Source organism: Planococcus sp. CPCC 101016 (assembly GCF_007859295.1).
In the GTDB taxonomy this organism is placed as follows: Bacteria; Bacillota; Bacilli; order Bacillales_A; family Planococcaceae; genus Planococcus.
On record NZ_VOHB01000004.1, the window covers coordinates 144,432 to 168,248 of the forward strand.

Annotated in this window: 27 protein-coding genes; 8 read left to right on the forward strand and 19 right to left on the reverse strand. The window is 42.9% G+C overall.

The annotated features are described in order from the left end of the window. Positions 1–93: 93 nt before the first annotated feature. Complete coding sequence (locus tag FQV26_RS15015; RefSeq protein ID WP_146558352.1) at positions 94–924, forward strand: undecaprenyl-diphosphate phosphatase; 831 nt, start codon at positions 94–96, stop codon at positions 922–924. An 87-nt stretch (positions 925–1,011) separates the two neighbouring features. Here the strand turns inward: FQV26_RS15015 and FQV26_RS15020 are convergent, their stop codons facing one another. The 3 genes from FQV26_RS15020 to FQV26_RS15030 form a co-directional block, all read right to left on the reverse strand. Next, a complete protein-coding gene (locus tag FQV26_RS15020) occupies positions 1,012–2,139 on the reverse strand; it encodes a CAP domain-containing protein (RefSeq protein WP_146558353.1) in 1,128 nt (375 codons plus the stop codon). 467 nt (positions 2,140–2,606) lie between these two features. Then, positions 2,607–3,440 carry a DUF368 domain-containing protein gene (locus FQV26_RS15025; RefSeq protein ID WP_146558354.1) on the reverse strand — a complete coding sequence of 278 codons (834 nt, stop codon included), beginning with the start codon at positions 3,438–3,440 and terminating at the stop codon, positions 2,607–2,609. A gap of 97 nt (positions 3,441–3,537) precedes the next feature. After that, complete coding sequence (locus FQV26_RS15030) at positions 3,538–4,608, reverse strand: NAD(P)H-dependent flavin oxidoreductase (protein WP_146558355.1); 1,071 nt, start codon at positions 4,606–4,608, stop codon at positions 3,538–3,540. A gap of 144 nt (positions 4,609–4,752) precedes the next feature. On the opposite strand from FQV26_RS15030, the gene FQV26_RS15035 reads away from it, so the two are divergent. Next, on the forward strand, positions 4,753–5,013 hold the full coding sequence (locus FQV26_RS15035; protein ID WP_146558356.1) for a hypothetical protein: 261 nt from the start codon (positions 4,753–4,755) through the stop codon (positions 5,011–5,013). A 41-nt stretch (positions 5,014–5,054) separates the two neighbouring features. On the opposite strand, the gene FQV26_RS15040 is transcribed toward FQV26_RS15035, so the two are convergent. Continuing rightward, positions 5,055–5,903: a VOC family protein gene (locus FQV26_RS15040; protein ID WP_146558357.1), complete on the reverse strand. Its 849-nt coding sequence runs from the start codon at positions 5,901–5,903 to the stop codon at positions 5,055–5,057. A 130-nt stretch (positions 5,904–6,033) separates the two neighbouring features. Between FQV26_RS15040 and FQV26_RS15045 the strand changes: the two genes are divergently transcribed. Continuing rightward, positions 6,034–6,363: a winged helix-turn-helix transcriptional regulator gene (locus FQV26_RS15045; protein ID WP_146558358.1), complete on the forward strand. Its 330-nt coding sequence runs from the start codon at positions 6,034–6,036 to the stop codon at positions 6,361–6,363. Positions 6,364–6,504: 141 nt separating this feature from the next. On the opposite strand, the gene FQV26_RS15050 is transcribed toward FQV26_RS15045, so the two are convergent. The 3 genes from FQV26_RS15050 to FQV26_RS18870 form a co-directional block, all read right to left on the reverse strand. Further along, complete coding sequence (locus FQV26_RS15050; RefSeq protein WP_146558359.1) at positions 6,505–7,266, reverse strand: STAS domain-containing protein; 762 nt, start codon at positions 7,264–7,266, stop codon at positions 6,505–6,507. 89 nt (positions 7,267–7,355) lie between these two features. Then, positions 7,356–8,987 (reverse strand): ribosomal protection-like ABC-F family protein, encoded by a 1,632-nt coding sequence (gene abc-f, locus FQV26_RS15055; protein ID WP_146558360.1) that lies wholly within the window; start codon positions 8,985–8,987, stop codon positions 7,356–7,358. Between the two features lie 96 nt (positions 8,988–9,083). Further along, a complete protein-coding gene (locus FQV26_RS18870; protein WP_186759991.1) occupies positions 9,084–9,221 on the reverse strand; it encodes a hypothetical protein in 138 nt (45 codons plus the stop codon). A gap of 173 nt (positions 9,222–9,394) precedes the next feature. Between FQV26_RS18870 and FQV26_RS15060 the strand changes: the two genes are divergently transcribed. Further along, positions 9,395–9,706, forward strand: a complete 312-nt coding sequence (locus FQV26_RS15060) for a hypothetical protein (protein WP_146558361.1) — start codon at positions 9,395–9,397, stop codon at positions 9,704–9,706. A 35-nt stretch (positions 9,707–9,741) separates the two neighbouring features. Here FQV26_RS15060 and FQV26_RS15065 read toward each other — a convergent pair whose 3' ends face one another. From FQV26_RS15065 to FQV26_RS15100, 9 genes are all read right to left on the reverse strand, one after another. Next, positions 9,742–10,683, reverse strand: coding sequence for a magnesium transporter CorA family protein (locus FQV26_RS15065; RefSeq protein WP_146558362.1), 942 nt, complete (start codon positions 10,681–10,683; stop codon positions 9,742–9,744). A gap of 58 nt (positions 10,684–10,741) precedes the next feature. Then, on the reverse strand, positions 10,742–10,909 hold the full coding sequence (locus FQV26_RS18875) for a hypothetical protein (protein WP_186759993.1): 168 nt from the start codon (positions 10,907–10,909) through the stop codon (positions 10,742–10,744). Positions 10,910–10,987: 78 nt separating this feature from the next. Beyond that, the gene (locus tag FQV26_RS15070; protein ID WP_261384357.1) at positions 10,988–11,401 is read right to left on the reverse strand and encodes an NUDIX hydrolase; all 414 of its coding nucleotides are present in this window, start codon (positions 11,399–11,401) and stop codon (positions 10,988–10,990) included. A 178-nt stretch (positions 11,402–11,579) separates the two neighbouring features. Further along, positions 11,580–12,053, reverse strand: a complete 474-nt coding sequence (locus FQV26_RS15075; protein WP_146558363.1) for a GNAT family N-acetyltransferase — start codon at positions 12,051–12,053, stop codon at positions 11,580–11,582. Between the two features lie 163 nt (positions 12,054–12,216). Next, positions 12,217–13,071, reverse strand: coding sequence for a twin-arginine translocase subunit TatC (tatC, locus tag FQV26_RS15080; protein ID WP_146558364.1), 855 nt, complete (start codon positions 13,069–13,071; stop codon positions 12,217–12,219). Between the two features lie 10 nt (positions 13,072–13,081). Then, positions 13,082–13,306: a twin-arginine translocase TatA/TatE family subunit gene (gene tatA / locus FQV26_RS15085; protein WP_146558365.1), complete on the reverse strand. Its 225-nt coding sequence runs from the start codon at positions 13,304–13,306 to the stop codon at positions 13,082–13,084. Positions 13,307–13,404: 98 nt separating this feature from the next. Beyond that, entirely contained in the window at positions 13,405–15,117 is a 1,713-nt protein-coding gene (locus tag FQV26_RS15090) for a GMC family oxidoreductase (RefSeq protein WP_146558366.1), read from the reverse strand. 19 nt (positions 15,118–15,136) lie between these two features. After that, positions 15,137–15,889 carry a gluconate 2-dehydrogenase subunit 3 family protein gene (locus FQV26_RS15095; protein ID WP_146558368.1) on the reverse strand — a complete coding sequence of 251 codons (753 nt, stop codon included), beginning with the start codon at positions 15,887–15,889 and terminating at the stop codon, positions 15,137–15,139. A 223-nt stretch (positions 15,890–16,112) separates the two neighbouring features. Then, positions 16,113–16,916, reverse strand: coding sequence for a LysM peptidoglycan-binding domain-containing protein (locus FQV26_RS15100; protein WP_146558370.1), 804 nt, complete (start codon positions 16,914–16,916; stop codon positions 16,113–16,115). Positions 16,917–17,170: 254 nt separating this feature from the next. Between FQV26_RS15100 and FQV26_RS15105 the strand changes: the two genes are divergently transcribed. Continuing rightward, positions 17,171–18,673: a BCCT family transporter gene (locus FQV26_RS15105; RefSeq protein WP_146558372.1), complete on the forward strand. Its 1,503-nt coding sequence runs from the start codon at positions 17,171–17,173 to the stop codon at positions 18,671–18,673. Positions 18,674–18,718: 45 nt separating this feature from the next. Here the strand turns inward: FQV26_RS15105 and FQV26_RS15110 are convergent, their stop codons facing one another. Continuing rightward, the gene (locus FQV26_RS15110; protein ID WP_146558374.1) at positions 18,719–19,705 is read right to left on the reverse strand and encodes an NAD(P)/FAD-dependent oxidoreductase; all 987 of its coding nucleotides are present in this window, start codon (positions 19,703–19,705) and stop codon (positions 18,719–18,721) included. Positions 19,706–19,862: 157 nt separating this feature from the next. On the opposite strand from FQV26_RS15110, the gene FQV26_RS15115 reads away from it, so the two are divergent. The 3 genes from FQV26_RS15115 (at position 19,863) to FQV26_RS15125 (ending at position 22,241) form a co-directional block, all read left to right on the forward strand. After that, a complete protein-coding gene (locus tag FQV26_RS15115; protein ID WP_146558376.1) occupies positions 19,863–20,654 on the forward strand; it encodes an SDR family oxidoreductase in 792 nt (263 codons plus the stop codon). A gap of 77 nt (positions 20,655–20,731) precedes the next feature. After that, a complete protein-coding gene (locus FQV26_RS15120; protein ID WP_146558378.1) occupies positions 20,732–21,172 on the forward strand; it encodes a peptidylprolyl isomerase in 441 nt (146 codons plus the stop codon). A 244-nt stretch (positions 21,173–21,416) separates the two neighbouring features. Further along, complete coding sequence (locus FQV26_RS15125) at positions 21,417–22,241, forward strand: transporter substrate-binding domain-containing protein (protein ID WP_146558380.1); 825 nt, start codon at positions 21,417–21,419, stop codon at positions 22,239–22,241. 176 nt (positions 22,242–22,417) lie between these two features. On the opposite strand, the gene FQV26_RS15130 is transcribed toward FQV26_RS15125, so the two are convergent. After that, positions 22,418–23,146, reverse strand: a complete 729-nt coding sequence (locus FQV26_RS15130; RefSeq protein WP_146558382.1) for an amino acid ABC transporter ATP-binding protein — start codon at positions 23,144–23,146, stop codon at positions 22,418–22,420. Further along, the gene (locus FQV26_RS15135; protein ID WP_146558384.1) at positions 23,143–23,787 is read right to left on the reverse strand and encodes an amino acid ABC transporter permease; all 645 of its coding nucleotides are present in this window, start codon (positions 23,785–23,787) and stop codon (positions 23,143–23,145) included. Before FQV26_RS15135 ends, FQV26_RS15130 begins: the two co-directional genes overlap by 4 nt. Positions 23,788–23,817: the final 30 nt, after the last annotated feature.

The following is a 23,817-nucleotide window of genomic DNA, read 5'->3' on the forward strand; positions in this document are numbered from 1 at the left end:
GTATTATATTTTTTATGTTGTTTTGAAATTGTTGGATAAAAAGACATCATTGGCAAATAAACTATTTTATCAAGCAATGGAGGATTTAAAAAAATGGATCAATTATGGCTTACCATCAAATTTTTACTTCTTGGACTTTTCCAAGGACTCACCGAACCGATTCCTATTTCATCCAGCGGACACTTGCTGATTGCTCAATATTTTTTAGATGTACAAATTGAAGGAAGCGTGTCTACTTTCGCTTTGCTGGTCAACAGTGCATCCCTGATTGCTGTACTGATCATATACCGCGAGGATATAAAACGGCTGGTTGTTAATGGATTAAAATACTTTACTGTTAAAAATGCTGAAACAAAGCGAGATTTCATGTTTGTTGTCTACCTCGTAGTAGCAACAATCCCCGCTGCAATAATCGGCCTCTTATTCCAGGATCTGATTGATGATAATCTATCAACTATCGTAACCGTCGGCTTAACATTGATCGTTACCGGTTTCGGCCTTTGGTGGATCCGCAATATGCGCGGCCAACGAAAAGATGGCAATATGACGATGAAAGATGCAGTCATCATCGGCTTTGCACAGTCAATTGCACTTATTCCAGGAATCAGCCGAAGCGGTGCTACAATCGTGGCTGCGATGGCACGGGGCATCAATCAGGAAACCGCCTTGCGCTTCTCTTTCCTATTGTTTATTCCGATCAGTTTGGGGGGCGCTGTTTTAAGCATCACTGACATCGTCAATGACGCTAACTTGGCTGCCATGATTATTCCTTATACCATGGCTTTCCTCGGATCTCTTGTAGCTTCTTATTTCTCATTGAAATGGTTCATGAATATTATGGCGAAAGGCCAACTGAAATATTTTGCTTTTTATTGCTTTATCGTAGGTCCGCTCGTCATTCTGGCATGGCTCGTATTGAACTAAGAAAAACGCAAATGCTTGAACAGCCCACCAGTAATTGAAGAACTTAAAAAGGCAGGCAATCAATGGAAATTGATTGCCTGCCTTTTTCTATCGGTTAAAGAAATTAGCCGTGTAATATGGCTGGTTCTCTGAATTAAACGCTGTCCCAACACCTAAATATCCAAACTCAGGCTTTACGATATTCTCACGATGTCCCATGGAATTCATCAAACCTTCATGCGCAAAAATGCTGCTGTATTGTCCATACGCCAAATTTTCTCCGGCCACATAAAACGTGATGCCATCTTCATTCATCCGGTCAAATGGTGATTGACCCGCTAAGTTGGTATGACTAAAATATTGATTTTCCGCCATATCCTCACTGTGTTTACGAGCTGTCATTCTTGTCTGTTCATCCCATTTCAGCAGAGGCAACTCACGCTGGATACGTGCTGAGTTGGTTAATTCGAAAAGCAGGTATTCATAACCTTCCTTTAATTCTTCGGTCGGTTCTGTATAAATTTCAGTCCGCTCGTTCTCCAGTTCTTCATGAATCACTTGCACGGCAGTTACCGTATCTTCTTCATGAATATCATAAAAAACTGTCGTGTACGTATTTTCCGTTTTAAAAACATCGTATTCCTCACGGGTATCGAGTATATATTGAACATTCCCTTTTTGAAGACTTTTCAACGGGACTCCCAGCAGAGAACGAACTTCAGCTTTAGTAGAATCCATTGAAATACCTTCCGTCGAGAAAATCAAATCCTGATTGGTGAACATTCCGTTCACTTTGTTGTCCTTATCATAAGATAATAGTACATAGTTTTGATAATCCTGATGATAGCTATGCCAATCCGTTCCGTATTCATTACGCATCAGGCGAAGCGGCATGCCTACCTTTTCCTGAGCTTCATCCTTATCCATACCAAGCGTAACATTATGGATGGCAAACAAAGAATCGGTTTCAACCAGTTCCGGTTTTGCCACAGCTTCCGGCAGCTCAATTGAATTGGAAGCAATCAAAGACTGAAGTTGAGCACCAACACGCGAAGTGAAATTTTTCGCTCCATCCAGCGCTTGGGATACTTCCGGATCATCAGTGATGTTTTCAATTGTGCGATCGACAGAATCCAAAAAACTTAAATCGACATATTCACCAACCGGTTCCTCCCAAATCGGACGCGCGAAAAAAACGACCAGCAACAGAATCATCAACCAAAATAGTTTCCGCACATGCATCACCTCTTACCTTACAGTTTAATCGCAAACCCATCATCCATAAAGCAAAAAGCCTTTGGTACAGAAAAGCGCAGGCAGCCGTCTAGTCGCGACAAGCGCTGGAAGCCTTACCGGTAATGACGGTCTTTGCCGTTGCCGGTAAAGCCGAAGCGACTCGAGCGGCTGGCCTGCTCGAGTCTGGACACAGAAAAGCGCAAGCGCCCATGGAGCTCTGACGGGCATAAGACAAACCGGCGAAGCGGCGCTCTTTGCCGCACAGCCCGGTTGGCTTATGACCCGAAGAGCTGGGCGCTGGAGTCTGGACACAGAAAAGCACAAGCGCCCATGGAGCTCTGACGGGCATAAGACAAACCGGCAAAGCGGCGTCCTTTGCCGCACAGCCGGGCAATTGAGAAAAACACAAGCTTCCCTATGCATCAAAAAAAGATGCCATCACAAATGATGGCATCTTTTTCAACTAATTAAGCTTCTTCTGTAATAGCCGTTTTTTTAGGTGAACTGAAAAGAAGTGTAAACGCCAGACCCAATGCGAATGTCACCAAACTGGTAATAAGCGTGGTTGAGTCGGCTGAAAACCCTGGAAATACAACAAACAAAGACCCTAAAATCAGTCCGATAATCGCTGCATAAGTGACATAGGTGAAATGCTCCAACAAGTATTGAATGGCCTTGCTGCTGACAATGAATCCAACGATAACGCCGGCGCCGATAGCCAGAGCAACGGGGATGTTCAATGTCGATAGAGCATTAATAGCGGTTGAATAAACGCCTAGTAACAGCAAGATAAACGATCCGCTAATTCCCGGCAATAACATCGCCATACTGGCCAGCCAGCCAGAGAAAAACAGCAAAAAGAAAATCGGCAATGTGAGTGAGGTAATCGGCGCCAAATCTTCTTCTGTCGGAATAAAGGCAGTCACTGCCAATGCCGCTCCGATAACCAGCAAAATGATTAAGTGGCGTACAGTAAAGTTCTTTTTGACTTCCGCCTGCTTCATGATATACGGAATGACACCAATGATCAGTCCCATAAAGAAAAACTGTGTCGCTTCATAATGCTGTTCCAATAAATATTCGATGACCCTGCTAAATAGTAATAGCGTTATGACAATTCCGATGCCCAGCGGCACTAAAAATCCAAGATACTTTTTCCAATCACGGCTGAAAAAGCCGCTGATGGCTTCCAATAAGCGATCGTAAATTCCCAAAATAAACGCAATCGTGCCTCCGCTTACTCCCGGAATCAAATCACTGATTCCCATTAAGATGCCGCGGTATATATTCTTCCATTCCATTCGTCTAATCTCCTTGTCTTAAAATCACTTTCATTAGTATAGCATGTGCGAATTGGAAACTCGAGCTTCACTTCAAGTGTTCTATCCGCGGACAAAGCTAGGTCAAAATCTTCTTCGCTTCTTCTATAATTGTTTGCACTATTTCAGCAGCACCTATTTCCTTGGTCAAACTTCGCGTGGATTGTCCAGCCCATAACGACATATACGCTGGATCATTCGCTCTTGCTGCGGCTGCCCGAATGTCTTTGGTGATGGTGTTTTGGGAAGGAAAAGGCAATGGCTGGATGCCACTTTGTTCAAACTCCTGAATAAAACGATTTTTAATGCCCCTTGCCGGTCTCCCTGAAAAGCTTTTGGTCACCACCGTACTCTCTTCATTACTTTCAAATACCGCCTGCTTGTATGCCGCATGTGCTCCAGATTCTTTGGCGGCTACAAAACAGGTTCCGATTTGAATGCCTTGCGCACCAAGAATCAATGAGGCAACCAACCCACGGCCATCTACAATACCGCCTGCTGCAATAACAGGAATTTCCACAGCATCCGCTACTTGCGGAACCAGCGACAGTGTCCCAATCTGCGCACCCGCCGGATGATTTTCAAGAGAAAATGTGCTGCGATGTCCGCCTGCCTCACTGCCCTGGGCAACTATGGCATCTGCTCCAGAAACCTCCGCCTGCTTCGCTTCCTCTACCGTCGTGACCATAGCCACTATCTTAACCTGTCGCTCTTTGGCTACTTTCATCTGTTCGGCTGACAAACAGCCGAAAGCTGTACTGATGACTGGCACTCCTTCTTGAATACAGATAGTGAACTGCTCTACGCTCCAATCCGGTGACTGGTAAGAAGATTGGACTTCTTGAATTTCCAATTGCGAGCGAAAAGGGCTTAATGCTTTTTGCACTTCTGCTAAGCGGCTAAAATCATCATTCACGGTTGCAGCGAAAATATTGACTCCGAAGTTTTTTTTGGTTTTTGATCGAATCTCTCTAATGGTTTGCCGCAAAGCATCTGGTGTCATGTATGCAGCTCCCAAGGTTCCAAGTCCTCCTGCTTCACTCACTTCGACGACAAGTTCAACAGTCGTTGGTCCCCCGGCCATACCAGCTTGAATAATTGGATAGTCGATTTTCAACAATTGGCAAATTCTCGTTTCCAATGAAATCATAAAAAGCCCTCCCACATTTGAATTGTCTGCACTTTGCTGTTGTTCCCAGTATCCCGTAAACCGTCATAGACGGCAACAGGGAACTTTCCAACGGGGTGCATCGTTTCATATAGTAAGCACAAACACAAGAAGGCGGGATTTACTATGAAGGGGTTCCTTTCACTTATAGGCATCACTTTAATTGCTGGAGCATTTGGATTGATTCTCTTATCTTTTTATGGCAATCCTTTGGAAAAGATGATTAGCCAGGAAAGAATGTACGCATATATCGAAACACGCCAGAATGTTTTACCTGAAATACCGCAACAAAATCAGGTGACCACAAAGATTCCTGAACAGGCAGCCTTTACTACAGCAGCCTTTACTGCGATAGATAGCAGCTGCGTCAGAACTTCATTGGAATAACAAAAGCCGACTCACATTTCGAGTCGGCTTTTTTGCTATTATTACACCATCAAACGAATTGCATTGCCAGATGGATCTTTGACTTCCCAATAATCATCACGTTCTACAACCTCAGTTCCCATGACCCGAAGATTCTTAGCCAATTCTTTGCGTTTACTTTCTTCCAAAATCAATGTGTAATAGTGCAAGCCTGCTTCTTTTTCGGGTAATGCTGGGATACCCGTGCCATTCCAGACATTCATACCGATATGATGATGATATTTCTGATCAGCTAAAAATAATGCTTGCCCACCCATACTTGCAACAACTTCAAAGCCTAGTCCATCCACATAGAAGCTCTTTGCTTCCGCTAAGTTTGAAACATGCAAATGGATATGTCCCATTTTAGTTTTAGCAGGCATCCCTTTCCATGGTTCCGAAGATCTTTGCGCTGCTTCAACCAACCCTTGCGCGTCGATTGGATCTACTGCCATAGAAACTTCGTCATTTCTCCAATTCCATTGTTTTGGATCACGGTCGCGGTAGATTTCGATGCCATTGCCTTCTGGATCCGATAGATATAAAGCCTCGCTGACCAGGTGATCCGAAGAACCCAGCTGAATTCCTTGCTGGTGAAGATGAACCAAAACCTTGCCCAAATCTTCTCTTGTCGGCAGAAGAATTGCAAAATGGTACAAGCCAGCGTAGCGCCCTTGCTTCGACGTCACCCCCTCCATTGCTTCGAGCTTCACTAAAATTTTGCCCCCCGCACCGAGCTGCACGTGATGTTGATTTTCCGAAATAACATCAAATCCGATTATTTCCTTATAGAACTTTGTCATCTTTTTTAAGTCAGTTACTTTTATTCCTACTTCCCCCACATATGCGACGGGTTTCTCATGAAAATTCATTTGTATTCCCCCTACCATCTAGTTACTTTATGTAACAAATTATATTTATAAAACTATACTATGTCAAGTAACTTAATTCCTTTAAAGCAGCAAGTATTTATGCTATCATTATAGGAAAGGAGTGAGGATTATGGATACTTCTGTCATTTGTCCACGTTTTGAAACAGCCATTTCTCTGCTCAGTCAACGCTGGACAGGTTTGATTATTTATCAATTATTATCGGGACCCCAACGCTTCAGTCATTTAACAGAAGTAATTGGCATCAGTGGCCGCCTGTTATCTGAACGCCTGAAAAATTTGGAGGCGCAAGGATTGGTTACACGAACCGTGTATCCCGAAACGCCCGTACGGATTGAATATGCATTAACCGAAAAAGGCGCTTCATTAAAACCGGTTATGGATGAAATCCAAAACTGGTCTCAGGTCTGGGTAGATCCTCCAGAAATCAGAAAAGCATAAGCTGCCCGTCAGCTTGTACGCGAAGCTTTGCTATTTACAATAGTCTTTATTATTTTTGGCAATACAGCTATTGACTCTTCACAGCATTTTCTAAAGCAAATAAAAGAAGAGCTTATCCAGTTAAGTGGATAAGCTCTTCTTTTATTTTTCCTGCAACTGCATGATGTGCTTTAAGCCTTCATGGGCTGTACTGAATATCGGAGTTTTGCTGTCCAGCTGAACAATAGACATGGCAAGCTTTGGACTAATGCCTACGAGAATACATGTAGCGCCTATTAAATCAAGCGTGTCGTTCATCATCTGAATTTGATATCGAATCTGATCTTCAAACTTTTTAATGCCGCTTAAGTCGATTAGAACATACTCGATTTTTTTCTCGGAGCATTCCATTAGAACCGTAGCAATCAATTGATCCGTACGATTTTTATCAAGTTCTCCAATCAGCGGAAGGGCGATTGTTTTATTCCAGATGCTCAAAATAGGAATCGATAATTCTTTAATCAGTTGCGCACTGCGCTTTTGTTCTTCGGCTTGCATCGTGACGTCCATCAGCATGACAATATAACCTTCTGGTTCATTGTTCTTATCCATGATCGGTGTTATTACAATATCGGTCATTACTTGGTTTCGGATTGTAATGCGGGTGCGGTGAATTCCGGTTAATTTCTGCATAACCTGTTTCTGATGCTGCGGACGTTCATGGAATGCATCCATATTCATTCCAATCATTTCTTCACAGTCTGACATGCCATATAAAGGAGCAACTTCATTCATCAATCGGCAAGCTTCAGAATTCATCCACCTGATGGTATATGAATTATCTGCTATGAGAATGGTTTCGCCGATTACGTCAAGAGCATTCAGTAAAACTATATTTTCCGGTATCTTTCCTATGGCTGCCATGTTTTTTCACCTGATCTTTCGATTATCACTTACTCGTGTTCATATATTATGCCACAGCGGCATAGACATTTCCCGTTCTTTGAAAAATATTATTTCAGTGGCATAATCACTTTTTCTCTTGCCGTTGAATAGTTTCCATCAAACCGCTCAACACGTTCATTTCTTAACCAATACGTAACCGGAAACAGCTTATCTAAAAAATAACGGTCATGGGAAACTGCGATGATGGTCCCCGGAAATTCACTTAAGGCCTCTTCCATCACTTCTTTCGCTTCCAGATCGAGATGATTAGTAGGTTCATCCAAAACTAACAAGTTATGATTTTGATGCATCAACTGAGCCAGGCGAAGCCTCATCCGTTCTCCTCCACTTAACTGCCGTACCGGCTGGAAAACCATATTGCCGAAAAACAGGAATTTCGCAAGCATCGGCCGTGCATCATATTCTGATACAGCAATAGCTTCGCGAAACTCTTCAATAATCGTCCTGTCATTATCCATTTCCAAAGTATGCTGAGACAAATAACCAATCGACAAACCGCTACCTAGCTCCACTTCACCCGCATCCGCATGCTCTTTTCCTACAATCATATTAAGGAGCGTCGTTTTCCCTGTTCCATTGGAGCCTACTATGGCGGCACGTTCTCCATAACGGATATGCACGGAAACGTCATGAAATAAAATCCGGTCTCCAAATTCCTTCCAGACCTTGTCCAAAAAAACGACATCTTTTCCACTACGCCCATCTATTTTAAAATCCAGCGCCATCTGCTTTTTGGTCAATACAGGACGGTCCAGAACTTCAATGCGCTGCAAGGCTTTTTCCATGCTCTTAGCCTGACGATGCATACCTGCATTTGGTGGATTTGCCCGATTTGCCCACTCTTTCAAACGCTTAATGGTTTCTTTCATTTTTTGAATCTTCTTCTGCTGATCTTGGTATTGTTGAAATTCAATCAGCAAGCGAGCTTCCCGTTCTTTAACATAACTTGAATAATTACCGGCATACTGAATCAAGTCGCCTTGATCGAGTTCCCATATATGTGTAACGATTTCATCCAGAAAATAACGGTCATGGGAAACAAGGACGATTGTTCCTTTATAGTGGCTGATGTATGTGCCTAACCATTCGATTGCATCCAAATCCAAATGATTCGTTGGTTCGTCCAACAATAGCAGGTCCGGTTTTTGCAACAATAATTTCGCCAACCCTACCTTGGTTTTCTCTCCTCCACTCAAATGTCCCCATTGCTCGAATTTTAATTGCTTGATTTTCAATCCATTGAGCACTTGGTCGATCTTAACATCAATGTCGTATCCGCCATGTTGAATAAAATTATCCTGCAGCACTCCATAACGCATCAACAAGCGATCCAATTCTTCCGGAAGAGCATTTCCCATTCGCTTCTCCATCTTTATCAGCTGCTCTTGGATGTAAGTAAGCTCTGAAAATACATCAATCAGCAATTGTTCCACAGTCCGCTCTTCCGCTTCAGCAGGTGACTGCTCCAACAAGCCGACCCTGCTGTCTTTTTTCCATGTGACGATTCCTTCTGTAGGCTGCAGGATTCCGGCCAATATATTTAAGAGGGTCGTTTTTCCTTCTCCATTTCTTCCGACAAGGCCAATGCGCTGGCCTTCTATAATCTCTCCTTTTATGTGATTGAATAATTTTTGTGTAGCAAAGTGGCACATCAATTGTTGAAATTGGCTAATGATCATGGTTCTCTTCCTCTCTGTTGAAGAGACACGAGCACAGAAAAAAGGCACGCCAAGAGGCATGCCTTTGCTAAAAATCCGATTGCAGGCAGATGTCTCTTACTGGTAATTTTCATTCAATGCAGTTGGCTGAAAAAGGACAGACTTCTCCCGTCCAGCTACTCCAGTGAAAGTAACGCCATGAAGAATGTAGAGATATTCCTGACATTCTGTCATGCGCTTACCAGTTTGATTCATCTTACCCACCTCCTTCACGTATTTCTTACATCATACAATTCCAAATGATTATCGTCAATATGTTGACGGAATATTCTTTTTTATATTTCTTCACAATAAAAAGTAGGTATAAATCCCTTGAAATCGGGAAAACAGTAAAGTAACAGCACTATAGCAGAAAGGGGAATCAGAAAATGTCCATGTATTCTAAATTGGCTTTTGATAACGATACCCGAAAAGTAGAAAAGGCTTTGAAAAAGTACGAAGACAAAAAGACCGAAGCACTGGTGTTGCTAGCGGAAATTGACATGCTGGAAAAAATGGAAGATGTCCAGGACGCAGAACTCTGGAGACGGCAAGCAATGAAAGAAAAGCTTGTAACGGTTGAACGCCAGCGGAGGGACTTAACAGAGATGATTACAAATTACGTAGAGAAATATGGCGAACAAGATCTGCACCGTTACGCTGAATTGCTGCAAGAGCTTGAAAATGACAAAGCAAAATAAATAAAGCCGGAGTCCTTTAGGACTTCGGCTTTTTCCTACTCTTTTTCAGAAGAATTTCTGCTTATGGACTGCAGAATATCCCCAGTCCATCCTTTTTTCTTTAGATAGAGATAAAGGACGAAGGTCGAACCAAGAATCACCAAGAGCGCAGCGACATAACCAAATTGCCAATTCAATTCAGGCATATTTTCAAAATTCATGCCCCAAAGAGCTCCCCAGGCCATGATGGGTGTGAATAAAGTAGTCAAAACGGTCAAGGTTTTCATAATTTCATTGCCTCGGTAATTGGCGACTACATTTTCGATATCAACCATATTATTGACTTCGTCTTCATATGCATTGACGAGCATGACACAGCGGCCGATACGGGCAGCCGTTCTTTGATATTCCACTTCTTCCGCTACGCTTTCCCCGAAAGTTTCCACAATGGCCATCTTGATTTCCTGGAATCCCATGATCAGGTGTTTCCATAATAAAATCTCGTGGCGAATGTTTTCAATCTTCTCCAAGGTTTTTTTGTTGTTCTTCTCTTTGATTGCCCACAATAGATCGTGCAGACGCTCTTCAAAACTATCTATTTTATGTAAGATGGAAGCCACCATTTCACCAAGGATGACCATCATCACTTCTATAGAAGATGTGGCACTCTCCATTTGGCGAAGCATTTCCTCCTTCTCCAAATCCGTATCGTTTTCGAAGTCTATTTTATTGGTGACAAAGATATCGTGGGACAAATAGAAATGAAAGACTTCCCGCGCGCCTTGTGATTTGGCACTTTGCCTGTAAATCAATGAACCCCACAGTGACTCTCTGCCTCTTTCAACGGTGTGCGTATGAAGAATATTTACTGAAGGATTTTTTGATTTATCGATCCAATTGAACGTCTTTTCATTTTTGGGAAGATGTTTGCGAAAGTTATATTCTTCAGCACTTTCTTCTTCATGCCAAACAGCATGCTTGAATGTATATTGCGGCATTGTTTTTCCCCTTTCCAACCGCTCTGCGATGTAAAAAGCAAGCCAAAACTCGGCTTGCTTAGTCTTTTTGCTGCGTGTTGTCCCTATATTTTTCATTCGAGTTTTCCTTGTACTCCAAATCCCTGTCAGGCATAGGATCCATATCCTTTTCAGAAGGCATATTTCGACGCGGTTCGACTTCTGGAATCAGTTCTTCGCCTTCTTTATTTTCACGGTCTTTACTCATCCAAAACACCTCCTTGGATTCTTGTTATTCCCGTAATTACCCGTTTTGTTTTTTTATAATCCAATAAAGCAGTTTAGGTTAATGAATTGCTAGTAATTTAATCAACGCGGCATCATCGGGATATGCCAGCTCCAATTCGTCGATTTCAGCAATAGGTTTCCATGCCACATCGGCAATCCACTCATCCCCGGTGTGAAGAACAATTTCTCCGCCAGTCACTTGCACCTTGAAATAAGTAACTTCGAAAGATACAGCAGAGTCTTCATAATTTCCGGTTCTGGTGTTCAACTTCTCCAGAATGTCAATAGTCAAGCCAGTTTCTTCAAAGAATTCCCGAATGCAGCATTGCTCCACTGTTTCGTTTCCTTCCATACCACCCGCAGGTACTGTCCACTTTTTCTCTTCACCAGGCACTCCTTGCAACACTAATAATACTTCATTTTTTTCATTGACACAGACACCTGCTGCGCCTTTCCAATTTGACATTTCCATATGATCTCTCCTATAGGCTGATTTTCGATTTAAGCAACTTTTCCTTCTTCACAAAAGAGTAAATTGCCAGTTGTTGTTACGTTACCATATATTTCGGTATACCGGAAAGGCTTCCTTAAATAATTAATTCAGTGCAAAACAAAACGGCTTGCTTTAGCAAGCCGTTTTACCGGGGGTATTACTCTGCCTTTTTTCGATGTTCCTGTTCTAAAACTATGCCGTGAGTCGCATCCGGCAGACCAAGATCTCCGGAAAAGCCATTTGCTCTATAAAAGGCATCTGCTGAAGAAGAATCCGTTCGGACAACCAATTCCCGGAAATGCCCTTGTGCATCTTTGAGAATCTGTTGCAATAGCTTTGTACCAATTCCCTGTCTGCGGGCACTTGCTGAGATATAGAACCTGCGTAGCCTGCCGACGCCTTCTTTACTGGAATAAGGATCACGGTTTAAACCGCCAATTGCTACCAGGTGATCATGATGATCCCACACTCCATAGAGTATCTCGCCCGTCTTATTGAATGTATTGCTTCCGTCTTCATACTGATCTACGAGCCTTCTCAAAAAACGATAGCCTTCCGCTTCACTTTCTTCAACCAGTTTTGAAACATCCACTTGTTTTAAGTCTTCGATTTCTTTGATTTTCACTGTCATGTCGCATCCTCCTCATTATGGATATCCACTTTCCATTTACGGATTTTCAGACAATCTCTTACCCTTTCAGTGTATAGGAGTTGCGATTCGATTACCAATAAATATCAGAATTTTCTTTCATTAATAACGCAAAGAAGACTGCACTATCTGCAGTCTTCTTTGGTTAAAGAGCCGCATCTTCAATTGCAGCTTTCTTTTCTTCCGTTTTCCTAATGATAAAAATACTGGCTTCATAGAGACCAGCCATCGGAATCAACACCAGCAGTTGGCTCAAGAAATCTGGAGGCGTAATCAATGCGGAAACGATCGCCAGTACAAGGTAGGACCATTTCCTGACTTTTTTCATCGACACTGAAGTCAGTACCCCTATAGAAGATAAAAACAATGCGATAATCGGCAGTTCAAAAAGCAAACCTAAAGGAACTGTCGTCATGATAAGGAAATGAATGTATTCATTTGCTGAGATCATGACGTCAAAATTCGCCATCCCCATACCAATAAGGAACTGAAAGCTCAACGGATTGACGATAAAGTACCCAAATGCGATACCTAAAACAAAAAGTAAAAACATGACAGGAGAGTAGAGCCCCAGAAACCGCGCCTCTCTTTCCTCAAGCCCTGGTTTTACAAATTGCCAAATGAAATGGATCAAGAATGGCAACGATAACCCCAAAGCCAATGTAGCGGAAATAGAAGTATAAAATTTAATAACCTCTAAAGGGCCTAAAATAACCAAGTTATTGCCTTTGACGATGTAAGGAAACCAAAAATTCAATGTAGAAAAAACGATCACCAGAAAGAAGAGAAACACAATGGCACTTTTAATAAGCTGCTTCCGCAGTTCCCCTAGATGATCGACTAACGTCTCCACTTGCATTGCCGGTTCTTCTGTCGATGGTTTTGGCTCTTTAGTGGGAGGTTCCGGCATTTTCTCTGGAACCTTTTCCGTAGGCTGGTCTGGCTGTACCGCTTTTTTACGCAACGGGCTTGTTAAGTTTCTGTCTCCATACGGATCCATTTAACCACCTTCATAGCTTTTCAGATTTTTTTAAGTCTTTCTCTTCAACAGTGTCTTTTTTTACTGTTTCTTCGTCATCATCATCCATTAACCCTTTAGTCGAACGCTTGAATTCAGAGAACGTTTTGCCGACTGCTCCGCCGATTTCCGGCAGTTTTTTCGGACCAAATATGATTAGGACAATCACCAAAATTATGATTAGTCCTGGTACGCCAATTGAAGCTAATCCACCCATCTTGTTTCCTCCTTTATCCTGCCTTAATGGGCAGTAAAATTTCGCTTAGACCAATTAACACTCAGTACAACAACTCCACTGAGTGAGTTTTTTCTATCTTAAACGAGTGATCCGCCTTCACGGCTGTAACGAATAATGCCTTCAGCACACCGGTAAGCCAATGCTCCGACGGTTCCGGTTGGATTGTAGCCTCCATTATGCGCAAAATTACCGGCTCCTACAACGAATAGATTTTCAGCATCCCAATGTTGGAGGAAATTGTTTACCACACTAGTTTGAGGGTCTGCCCCCATAATGGTGCCACCCGTATTGTGGGTGGTCTGGTAAGGAACGATATCATAATCAGAAATCGGACTGCCTGCTACCACTGTTTTGGCACCCATTTCTTGCATAATTTCCCCTGCTCTTTCCGTGATGTAGCTATGAAGTGCACGATCCTGATCGGTAAAGTTATAAGTCAACTGCAGCAACGGTACACCGTATATGTCTTTATAAGTGCCGTCAAGCGCCATGAAATTTTCTCTGTGCGGCATTGAAGCTCCTTGGCCGCCAACATTCAAGGTTCTCGTATAGTTTTCTATAGAAGCGCGTTTAAAGTCCGCTCCCCATGACGGGGTGTCTGGAGGAACCGGATTGTGGAGAATCGGCCGGGATCCGGTTTGTGTCATGGATAAACTGGCTCCGTGTATAAATTCCAGATCACTATGGTCAAAAGCATCTCCATTAAAATCATCAACGGTCATTCCAAGTGCTCCCGCTCCCATAAAGGTATTCATCTGTTCATCAAAGAAACCAGATGCTCCTGGCAAAATCTGATACGCATAATTTTTGCCAAGCGTCCCCTGTCCCGTTTCCGGATCATATTGCTGACCAATATTAGAAACCATCAGCAACTTAGCATTATTCAGGATATAGCTTGTTAAAACAACGACGTTTGCCGGTTGAATGAATTCCTCAAAAGTTTCCGTATCGTAATATCTGACTCCGGTGACGCGATCCCCTTCTTTCATCACTTCGACCACGTTGGCATTGAACTTAATTTCGTAGTTGCCTGTTTCTCTGGCTGTCGGAACAACGGTAATTTCCGGAGAAGTTTTTGCTCCGTACTCACAGCCGAAGCGTTCACAGAATCCGCAGTATTGGCAGGCGTTGATTTGCTGGCCATCCGGATTTTCATATGCTTCCGAAAGGTTAGCAGAAGGCATCATAAATGGCGATAGCCCCAGATTGGAAGTAGCTGTTTCAAACTTTTGCAGAATCGGTGTTTTTTTCATCGGCGGAGTGGGATAGGGACTCGAACGCTTACCCCAAAATGGGTTATTGTCTTCACCCGAAATTCCGGCTGTCTTTTCAAATCGATCAAAATACGGTTCTAATTCATCATATGTGATTCCCCAATCCTGAATCGTATATTCAGCCGGCAATTTGTTGGCTCCATACTTTTCATCTGTCAGAGTCTTGATTTGGAAATCGTAAGGAAGAAAACGCCAATTCTGGCCATTCCAGTGCGTCCCGGATCCACCTAAACCTTCACCCAGCAAAAAAGACCCCATTTGACGCATCGGCAACGCCCGCTGTTGGCGGTTGTTGCGGAAAGTAATGGTTTCCCTTGATAAATCCTGCATCAATTCATAGCGGATAGCGTAGCGGTATTCATCATGGACAATACTGAAATCTTCTGTCCCACGCTCTCGGCCACGTTCCAGTCCTACAACTTTCAAACCTTCTTTCGCACATTCAGCGGCAATGATTCCACCTGTCCACCCTACACCTACCGTTACCACATCAACGCTGTCTAAAGTTGTTACCATATAATTTCCCCCTCTTCATTTAATGCTGCATGCCAAGAGACTGAGGTTCGATTTCAACAAATTCTTCGCTATCGATCTCACTGATATAGGCTGCCTGATGACCAGGGAACCCTTTCATGCGCCAGCCCTCCATGTTATGATTACCGCCATAAATCGGATCCGCATAAGCCCCTTCCAATGTCGCCTGTCTTAACAGGCGGAAAAAGAACAATGAAGTGGTCCCTTTCATCTGGATCTCATCTTCTTGGAAAGCTGTTAGGATTTCGTCCATCTGTCCGCCCTCCAAATCAACAAAATTGGCATTGAATCGGTTTTGCGCTTCCTGCTGCATGAGCTGAATTCCCTGCCGGAACATTTCATTTCTTTTTAACCGGCTTTGATAGCCTTGTGTAGTCTCTCCTTCATAAAAAGGACCTTGCATATATTCTTTTGAATTTTCACCGTAACTGCCTGCCAACTGCTGATCGATAAAATAAGCTACCCCTAAACCAATGGCGCCCGGTCCCAAATCATCCTCCGGAAAAATCCGCTCAGTGGCCTGGTTCAAAATTTCAAATTCTGCATTGTTCTTGAAGAAGACCAATCCTCTGAGTCCGCCGGCAGATCCCGTTTCTTCTTGAGGAGTTCCAGGAGCATTTGTTGCCGTTTCCGATTGATTTGTATTAGCACCGATCAATCCACCGATAATTCCTCCGCCAATTAATGCGCCTGTAGCAATGCCTGAGGTTTTTAAAAAATCCCGCCGAGAAAAATTCTTATCTTTTTTCGCCATCACGCTACCCCCTTCTATAATTAACGTAAAGAAAATTCTGAATATTGATTACTATACCCGCTCATCTATTTCTTATTCATAATTTTTAAAGAAATTTCTGACAATCTTCCGTAAAAAAAGAGAGACGGTTCCCAAAAACTTTAGGAATCGCCTCTCTTCTATTATTATTTAACAATAAAAAAAGCCAAGGGAATGAACACCTCGGCCTTGTAGCATAATGATTTTAGTTTAATACTTTAATAGTGATGTTTTTGCGTCCCCATTGCAAGGCTTCCCCTTGTGACGGAATGAAGACATCAATTTTATTGCCTTTGATTGCGCCGCCAGTATCTCCAGCGATTGCTTCTCCATATCCTTCGACCCAAACTTTAGAGCCAAGCGGAATAACTGAAGGATCAACTGCGATTACTTTTTGGTTTGGATTTGAACGAAGGTCAATTCCTGTCGCTGTAGTTCCTGAACAGCCTGCGCAATATGCTGTGTAAGCTGTAGCAGAGACAGTCATTGTTTTACCAGACTGTGTTGAAGCTGCTGCAGGAGCTTTTTCTGCAGGTGCACTTGCTGGTGCTGGTGCTGGTGCTGCTGATTTCGCTGGAGCTGGTGCTGCTGCAGTTTTAGCTGGTGCTTTTTCTGCTACTGCCGTTCCGCCTTTGACAACCAGTTGCTCACCAGGGTAAATAAGGTGTCCGGAAACGCCATTCCAACTAATTAAGCTGTCCAATGAAATTCCATGTGCACTAGCGATTTTAAATAGGGTATCGCCTGATTTTACTGTATATGTTGAGTTGTCCGCTTTTGTTTCTGATGATGCTTGTCCATCGACTTTAAGTTCCTGGTTCGGCAAGATCAAATCTGAGGATAAGTTGTTCAATCCTTTTAAGCTTTCTACTGATACGTTCTTATCTTGTGAAATTTCCCACAGAGTGTCACCTGATTGGACTGTATACGATGATGATGCACTAGCTGTAGTTGCTGCTCCCACACTTAAAGCTGCGATAGCAGTTAGTGTAACGATTTGCTTTTTCATAAATTGAAATTCCTCCTTTTCACTAACTTGAATGATCATAACACCCTCACATGTCAAGGACATGACAGAACGACAGATGGAACATAACAATTTCGTGACACAGAATTACACTTTGTTACAATCTGTAATAAAACTGATAATGAGCCGGCACTTCTCTAATAAACCTGAAAGAAGTTCTACTTAGACAGTTTAGCTCTTGAAAATGAGGGAATATTACAATGTTCTTTAAAGAAAGAAAATTAGGGGGGAGTCACTTGAAAAATGTCACTGTAGTTTTTTGGACTTCGTTAATGATTTGTTTAGGGATGGTCGGCTGGGGACTGATTACACCGGAGAATTTCAAGACCCAGACGGGAGCACTTACTTCAGCGATCTCCAGTACATTTGGCTGGTATTACTTACTCACCGTATTTTTAATACTTGTTTTCTGTGTATATTTGATTTTTTCCAGATTTTCAAACTTGAAATTAGGGAAGCCAGGAGACAAGCCAGAATTTTCTCTTGCCTCATGGTTTGCGATGCTGTTTAGTGCAGGAATGGGAATGGGGCTGGTTTTTTGGACAACAGCTGAACCGATCTCCCATGCATTTATCAGCGCACCCAAATCAGAATTGGGATCCGATCAGGCCATTCAGGAAGCGATGCAATTCTCGTTTTTTCATTGGGGACTGCATGCATGGGCCGTTTATGGAATCGTCGCATTGGTTCTGGCTTACTTCAAATTCCGTCACGACGCACCAGGGCTAATCAGCGCGACGCTGATTCCTTTGTTTGGTAAAAAACTGATGGCCGGACCACTAGGAATACTGATTGATACACTGGCTGTCTTTGCAACAGTAATCGGTGTTGCTTCAACGCTTGGGTTTGGATCTGCTCAACTGAACGAAGGTATTTCCTTCCTTTTCGGTACACCGAACACATTTGCATTTCAAATGCTCATCCTTGCTGCAGCAACGGTCCTTTTCATCGCTTCTGCCTCTTCCGGCATTGGACGCGGCATCAAGTACTTGAGTAATATCAATATGATTCTTGCTTTTGTTCTGCTTCTGCTCTTATTAATTGTAGGACCCACCATTTATATTTTTAATTCATTTGGCGACGCAATCGGTGGCTATTTGACCAATTTCTTTTCGATGAGTTTCAATCTTGAGCCGATCAACGAAGATCGACGGGCTTGGGTTGATGGATGGACGGTATTCTACTGGGCATGGTGGATCTCATGGGCGCCATTTGTCGGCATCTTTATTGCCCGCATTTCCCGCGGGCGGACAGTAAAAGAATTTATGCTGGGAGTCTTGTTAGTGCCTTCATTGGTCTGTTTCATCTTTTTCGCGGTGTTCGGCGTTTCCGCATTAAATCTGGAACAAAACAACATTGCCAAAATTTCTGATTACAGTCTTGAGACTGCGACTTTTGGGGTTTTGCAATATTACCCACTTGGGATTTTACTATCTATTATTACTCTATTCGTCATTGCCATCTTTTTCATCACTTCTGCCGACTCTGCTACGTTCGTTCTGGGAATGCAGACAACTGGAGGAATGTTGAATCCTCCTAATCTGGTCAAAATTACTTGGGGCCTCATTCAATCGGCTGTTGCTGCCATCGTTGTCTATACAGGCGGCACCCAAGGTTTGCAGAATTCTTTAATTATTGCAGCCCTGCCCTTCTCTGTGGTCATCATCTTAATGGGGGTTTCATTCCTTAAAGAAGCTTCTCACGATCCATTGGTGAAAAAGCAAAAGAAAAGCAGGTAAATCAAAAAACCCCGACACATAAAAATGTGTCGGGGTTTTTTGAAATTATTTGAAAACACTGGTGCTGTGTAAGGGCTGAACTTTTGATTTTGGATCCAGGTAAGATTTAGCGTTATTGATGGCAGTCGGCGCTTCGCCAAAGCCAACGGCAATCAATTTGACTTTGCCTTCGTACGTGGCGATGTCTCCAGCCGCGTAAATGCCAGGGATGCTGGTTTCCATCTTGGAGTTGACGATGACTGAATTTTTGTCCATCTCCAAGCCCCATTCCTTAATTGCCCCCAGTGAAGTGATGTTGCCGTAGTTGACGATGACATGGTCTACGTCCAGGTGTTCTTCGTTGCCTTCTTTGTCAATTAGCACGAGCTCGTTTACCTGGCCTTTTTCGCCCACAAGTTCTTTAACGCCGTACGGTTTTTTAACCTCTACTTTTGAGTCCATCAGGACATCAATATTCGCTTCGTGCGCTGTCATTTTATCTCTGCGGTGGCTCAATGTCACATGGGAAGCAACATTTTCAAGCATCATCGCCCAGTCAACAGCTGAATCCCCGCCGCCTAAGACGACTACTTTTTTGTCACTGAAAACTGTCAGGTCTTTAACACCATAATGAAGGGTTTTGCCTTCGAAAGCTTCACAGCCATCGACTGCAAGTTTACGGGGCTGGAATGCACCAACACCGGCAGTGAGCAGGATGGCCTTGGTGTAATGCAAGCCTTTGTCTGTTTGAATGACAAAATGATCACCGTGACGTTCAGCAGCAGTGACGGTTTCTTCCAGGCAAATTTCAGGATCTCCATATTTCGCCTGTTGAACAAGATTGTCTACCAGATCCTTCGCTAATACTTTCGAAAATCCACCTACATCGTAAATGAATTTATCTGGGTACAGCTCTGTCAGCTGGCCGCCTAACTGCGGCAAACTGTCTATAATTTTAACTTTCATCTTGCGCATACCGCCGTAAAAGGAAGCAAACAGGCCAGTGGGCCCGCCGCCGATAATTGTAATATCAAAAATTTCGCGTTCTCCCATTTATAACACTCCTAATCTAATCAATATCTATATCCTATCATATTTACCCTAGCTTCACGCCATTAGACTTATGACGGAAATTAAAAAAATAAAAGTTTGAATTATCTGTATGCTTTCCTTAAACTGAAGAATGGATACATAAGAGAGGATGAGTTTAATGGATTTAGCAATCAATGAAAAAGTGGTTATCGTCATGGCTTCAAGCAAGGGATTGGGTAAAGCGACGGCACTTGAGTTTGCGAAAGAAGGTGCTACTGTTGTCATCTCAAGCCGCAATCAGCAATCTCTTGAGAAAACTGCTATTGAGATTAAAGAAGCTTCAGGAAATCAGCAGGTATTTTCCAAAGTCTGCGACATCTCTCAAGAACAAGATATCGAGAATCTGGTCAAATTCGTTGCCGATCAATTTGGGCGGATCGATGTGCTGATTAACAATACCGGCGGACCCAAAGCGGGTGGATTCGATAAAATTGAAGATGCGGACTGGTATAAGGCATTCGACCAAAACTTGCTCAGTTATATCCGCACCTCCCGCGCTGTGCTCCCCTATATGAAAGAACAGCAATTCGGGCGCATCATCAATATCTCTTCTTCTTCCGTCAAAGAAGTGATCGACGGCTTGATTTTATCCAATACACTCCGCGCAGGAATGGTCGGATTTGCAAAGACCCTTGCACGTGAAGTAGCAGGAGATAATATTTTAGTAAATACAGTCGGACCGGGCCGGATCAGCACGGATCGAGTGGCAGAGTTAGATCAGATTGCAGCTGAAAAGCAAGGAGTTCCTGTTGAGCAGATCGTTGAAAAAAGCAAATCAGGCATCCCTGCTGGCCGCTACGGCGAGCCAGAAGAATTCGCCAAAGTCATCGTTTTTCTTGCCTCAGCTGCCAACTCTTATTTGACTGGCCAATCCCTGGTTGTAGAAGGCGGTTCATTAAAAGCTTTGTAATATGCCAAATGATTATACAGCCGCTCGAAAAATCGATATACTGGGAAATGAACCAATTACAAAGGAGATGTTTTAGAATGGCGAAAAAAGGACACATCCACATGGAAAATGGCGAAATCATCGAATTCGAACTTTTTCCAAACGAAGCACCAAACACGGTTGCAAACTTTGAGGAGCTTGCAAACTCTGGCTTTTATAACGACGTAACTTTCCACCGCGTGATTCCTGGTTTCGTAAGCCAAGGCGGAGACCCAACCGGCACTGGTGCTGGCGGCAGCGGCAAAACAATCAAATGCGAAACTGAAGGCAACCCGCATAAACACCAAGCTGGAAGCTTATCAATGGCACATGCCGGAAAAGATACTGGCTCAAGCCAATTCTTTATCGTTCATGCACCACAGCCGCATCTTGATGGAGTCCACACGGTTTTCGGACAAGTGACTTCTGGACTTGAAACTGCCAAAGCAATGAGCAATGGCGATAAAATGACAAAAGTTCACGTCTTTGACGAAGAATAAGTCTATATAAGCTTAAACGGCCTGGGATTTTTCCAGGCCGTTTTTGTTTTTAACAAATTAAATAAACCTTCTACAGTTTTCTTCATTACAACTTTACAGTGTTCTTAATTTTATTTTTACTAAGCTGAATTTACTTTCTCTTATTAAGACAAAAATTTTCCAAAAATTAAGTCAATTAACTGATATTATATCAAATAAGTGGTATATTAATCGTAAGAGTTTTATCATACAGGGGGTGGGTCAGGTGAAGAAATTCTTTTTCTTACTGCTGCTTATAGCCCTGGTAATTATGGTTGCTGCCTGCACGCAGGAAAGTGAACAATCTGAAGAAGAAAGCGGGTCTGCCGGAGAAGAACAAACAGTCGAAAACCCAGAAGGAACAATGAGTACAGAAGAACAGCCGTATGTCGTGGGAACTGACACTTCTTATGCACCCTTTGAATTTCAATCTGGCGGTGAGTACACGGGAATTGACATTGAATTGATGAACGCGATTGCGGAACTTCAGGGATTTGAAATTGAGTTCAATCCAATGAATTTCGATGAAATTATCCCCGCCTTGGAAGCCGGAGATTTGGACATCGCGATTGCTGGAATGAGTATTACAGAGGAACGACAAGAAATTGTAGATTTCTCAGACCCTTATTTTGATGCTGGATTAGCTCTTGCCGTTACTTTAGATAACACGGAAATTAACTCGCTGGAAGATTTGGAAGGAGAAGTGGTAGGGGTAAAAAATGGAACTACCGGTTCTAAGTATCTTTACGATAATCGCGACGAATTCGGTTATAGAATATCCAGTTTCGATGAAAGTCCCACTATGTTTGCGGAAATGAAAAATGGCTATTTAGATGCAGTCGTGGAAGATTATCCAGTCATAGCTTATGCTATCAGCACGAAAGACTTGGAAATTAAAATTGTAGAAGAGCGATTGACTACTGAACAATATGGCATCGCTGTGTTAAAAGGAGAAAATGACGAGCTGCTTGAACAAATTAACGCTGGCCTTCAAGAACTGCGCGATAATGGTAAATACGATGAAATTCTTAACAAATACTATATTCCCTAAATCGAAAGGACTGTGAAAAAAACGAGTGAACCCGCCCTGAATGTATACCCAGTGCGGGTTTTGTGCGGCTTTTTCGAGCTTTGCGATCGACAAATCTGAAAATACGATTCATTGCTGACTAAATACGTTTCCCTAAAAAAAATAGGCAGAAAAAAACACGCCCACAGGCGCATTTTTTACAAAACTTTGCTCAAAAACGCTTTTGTCCGCTCGTGTTGCGGATTGCCGAACAATTCCTTCGGTACATTTTCTTCTACAATGTAACCACCATCGATAAACAGCACGCGGTCCCCCATTTCAGCGGCAAACCCCATCTCGTGTGTAACCACGACCATTGTCATTCCTTCACGTGCCAGTTGTTTCATGACATCCAGTACATCTCCTACCATCTCGGGATCGAGTGCCGAAGTCGGTTCATCAAAAAGCATGATCTTGGGATCCATTGCGAGCGCACGTGCAATCGCGACACGCTGTTTCTGTCCGCCGGAAAGCTCACCTGGATAAGCCTTCGCTTTCTCACGCAAGCCGACTTTGTCCAACAATTCGTAGGCTTTTTTCTCACTGGCTTTTCTGTCGCTCTTCTTCACTTTCATCGGTGCCAGAATGACGTTTTCCAGTACGGACTTGTGAGGAAACAAATTGAACTGCTGAAACACCATGCCAACATCCTGGCGAATTTGATTGATATTCACTTTCGGGTCAGTAATATCCACTCCCTCGATATAAACATGCCCTCCGGTAATCTCCTCTAACCGATTCAAGCAGCGAAGGAACGTACTTTTTCCGGATCCTGAGGGACCGATGACACAGATCACTTCTTTCTCTTCCACTACGGTACTCATATCTTTAATGACTTCCAGGTTGCCGAATGATTTTTTTAAGTTTTCTACTCTGATCATAGTCATCGCAAAACAAACTTCCTTTCTACAAAGCTCGCCAGCATGGAGAGCAAGTATATGACGACAAAGTAAATAATCCCTAGGATTAAGTACACGTTAAAAGCATCGAATGTTGCACTGGCCTGGATACGACCTTCCTGTGTCAAATCCGCTACCCCAATTACTGACAACAGGGATGTATCCTTCAATGAAATAATCGCCTGATTGGTGATGGTCGGCAGCATTCTTCTGAAAGCCTGCGGCAAAATGATGTAACGCATGTTCTGTGTTGAATTCAATCCTAGTGAACGTGCTGCTTCTGTCTGCCCTTTATCAATCGATTGGATTCCGGCACGGATAATTTCCGAGAAGTAAGCACCTGCGTTGATGGCAACCGTCACAATACCTGCTGTTGTATTATCCAAAGAGATAAATTCCAATGAATTCAAGCCGAAATAAATGAAGAACAGCTGGACGATGAACGGAGTCCCCCGAATAGCGTCAACAAAAATTTTCGCAATCCAGTTTAGGATTTTAAGCGGCGCCAATCGGAACAGTGCAATAATCAATCCGATTAGAAACCCAATAACGATGGCGATTGCAAAAATGTATAACGTAACTTGCAGCCCTTCCATCAAATATGGAAAAGCATTAACAATTGTATCCATACAAATATCCCCTTTGCATAAAAAAATACA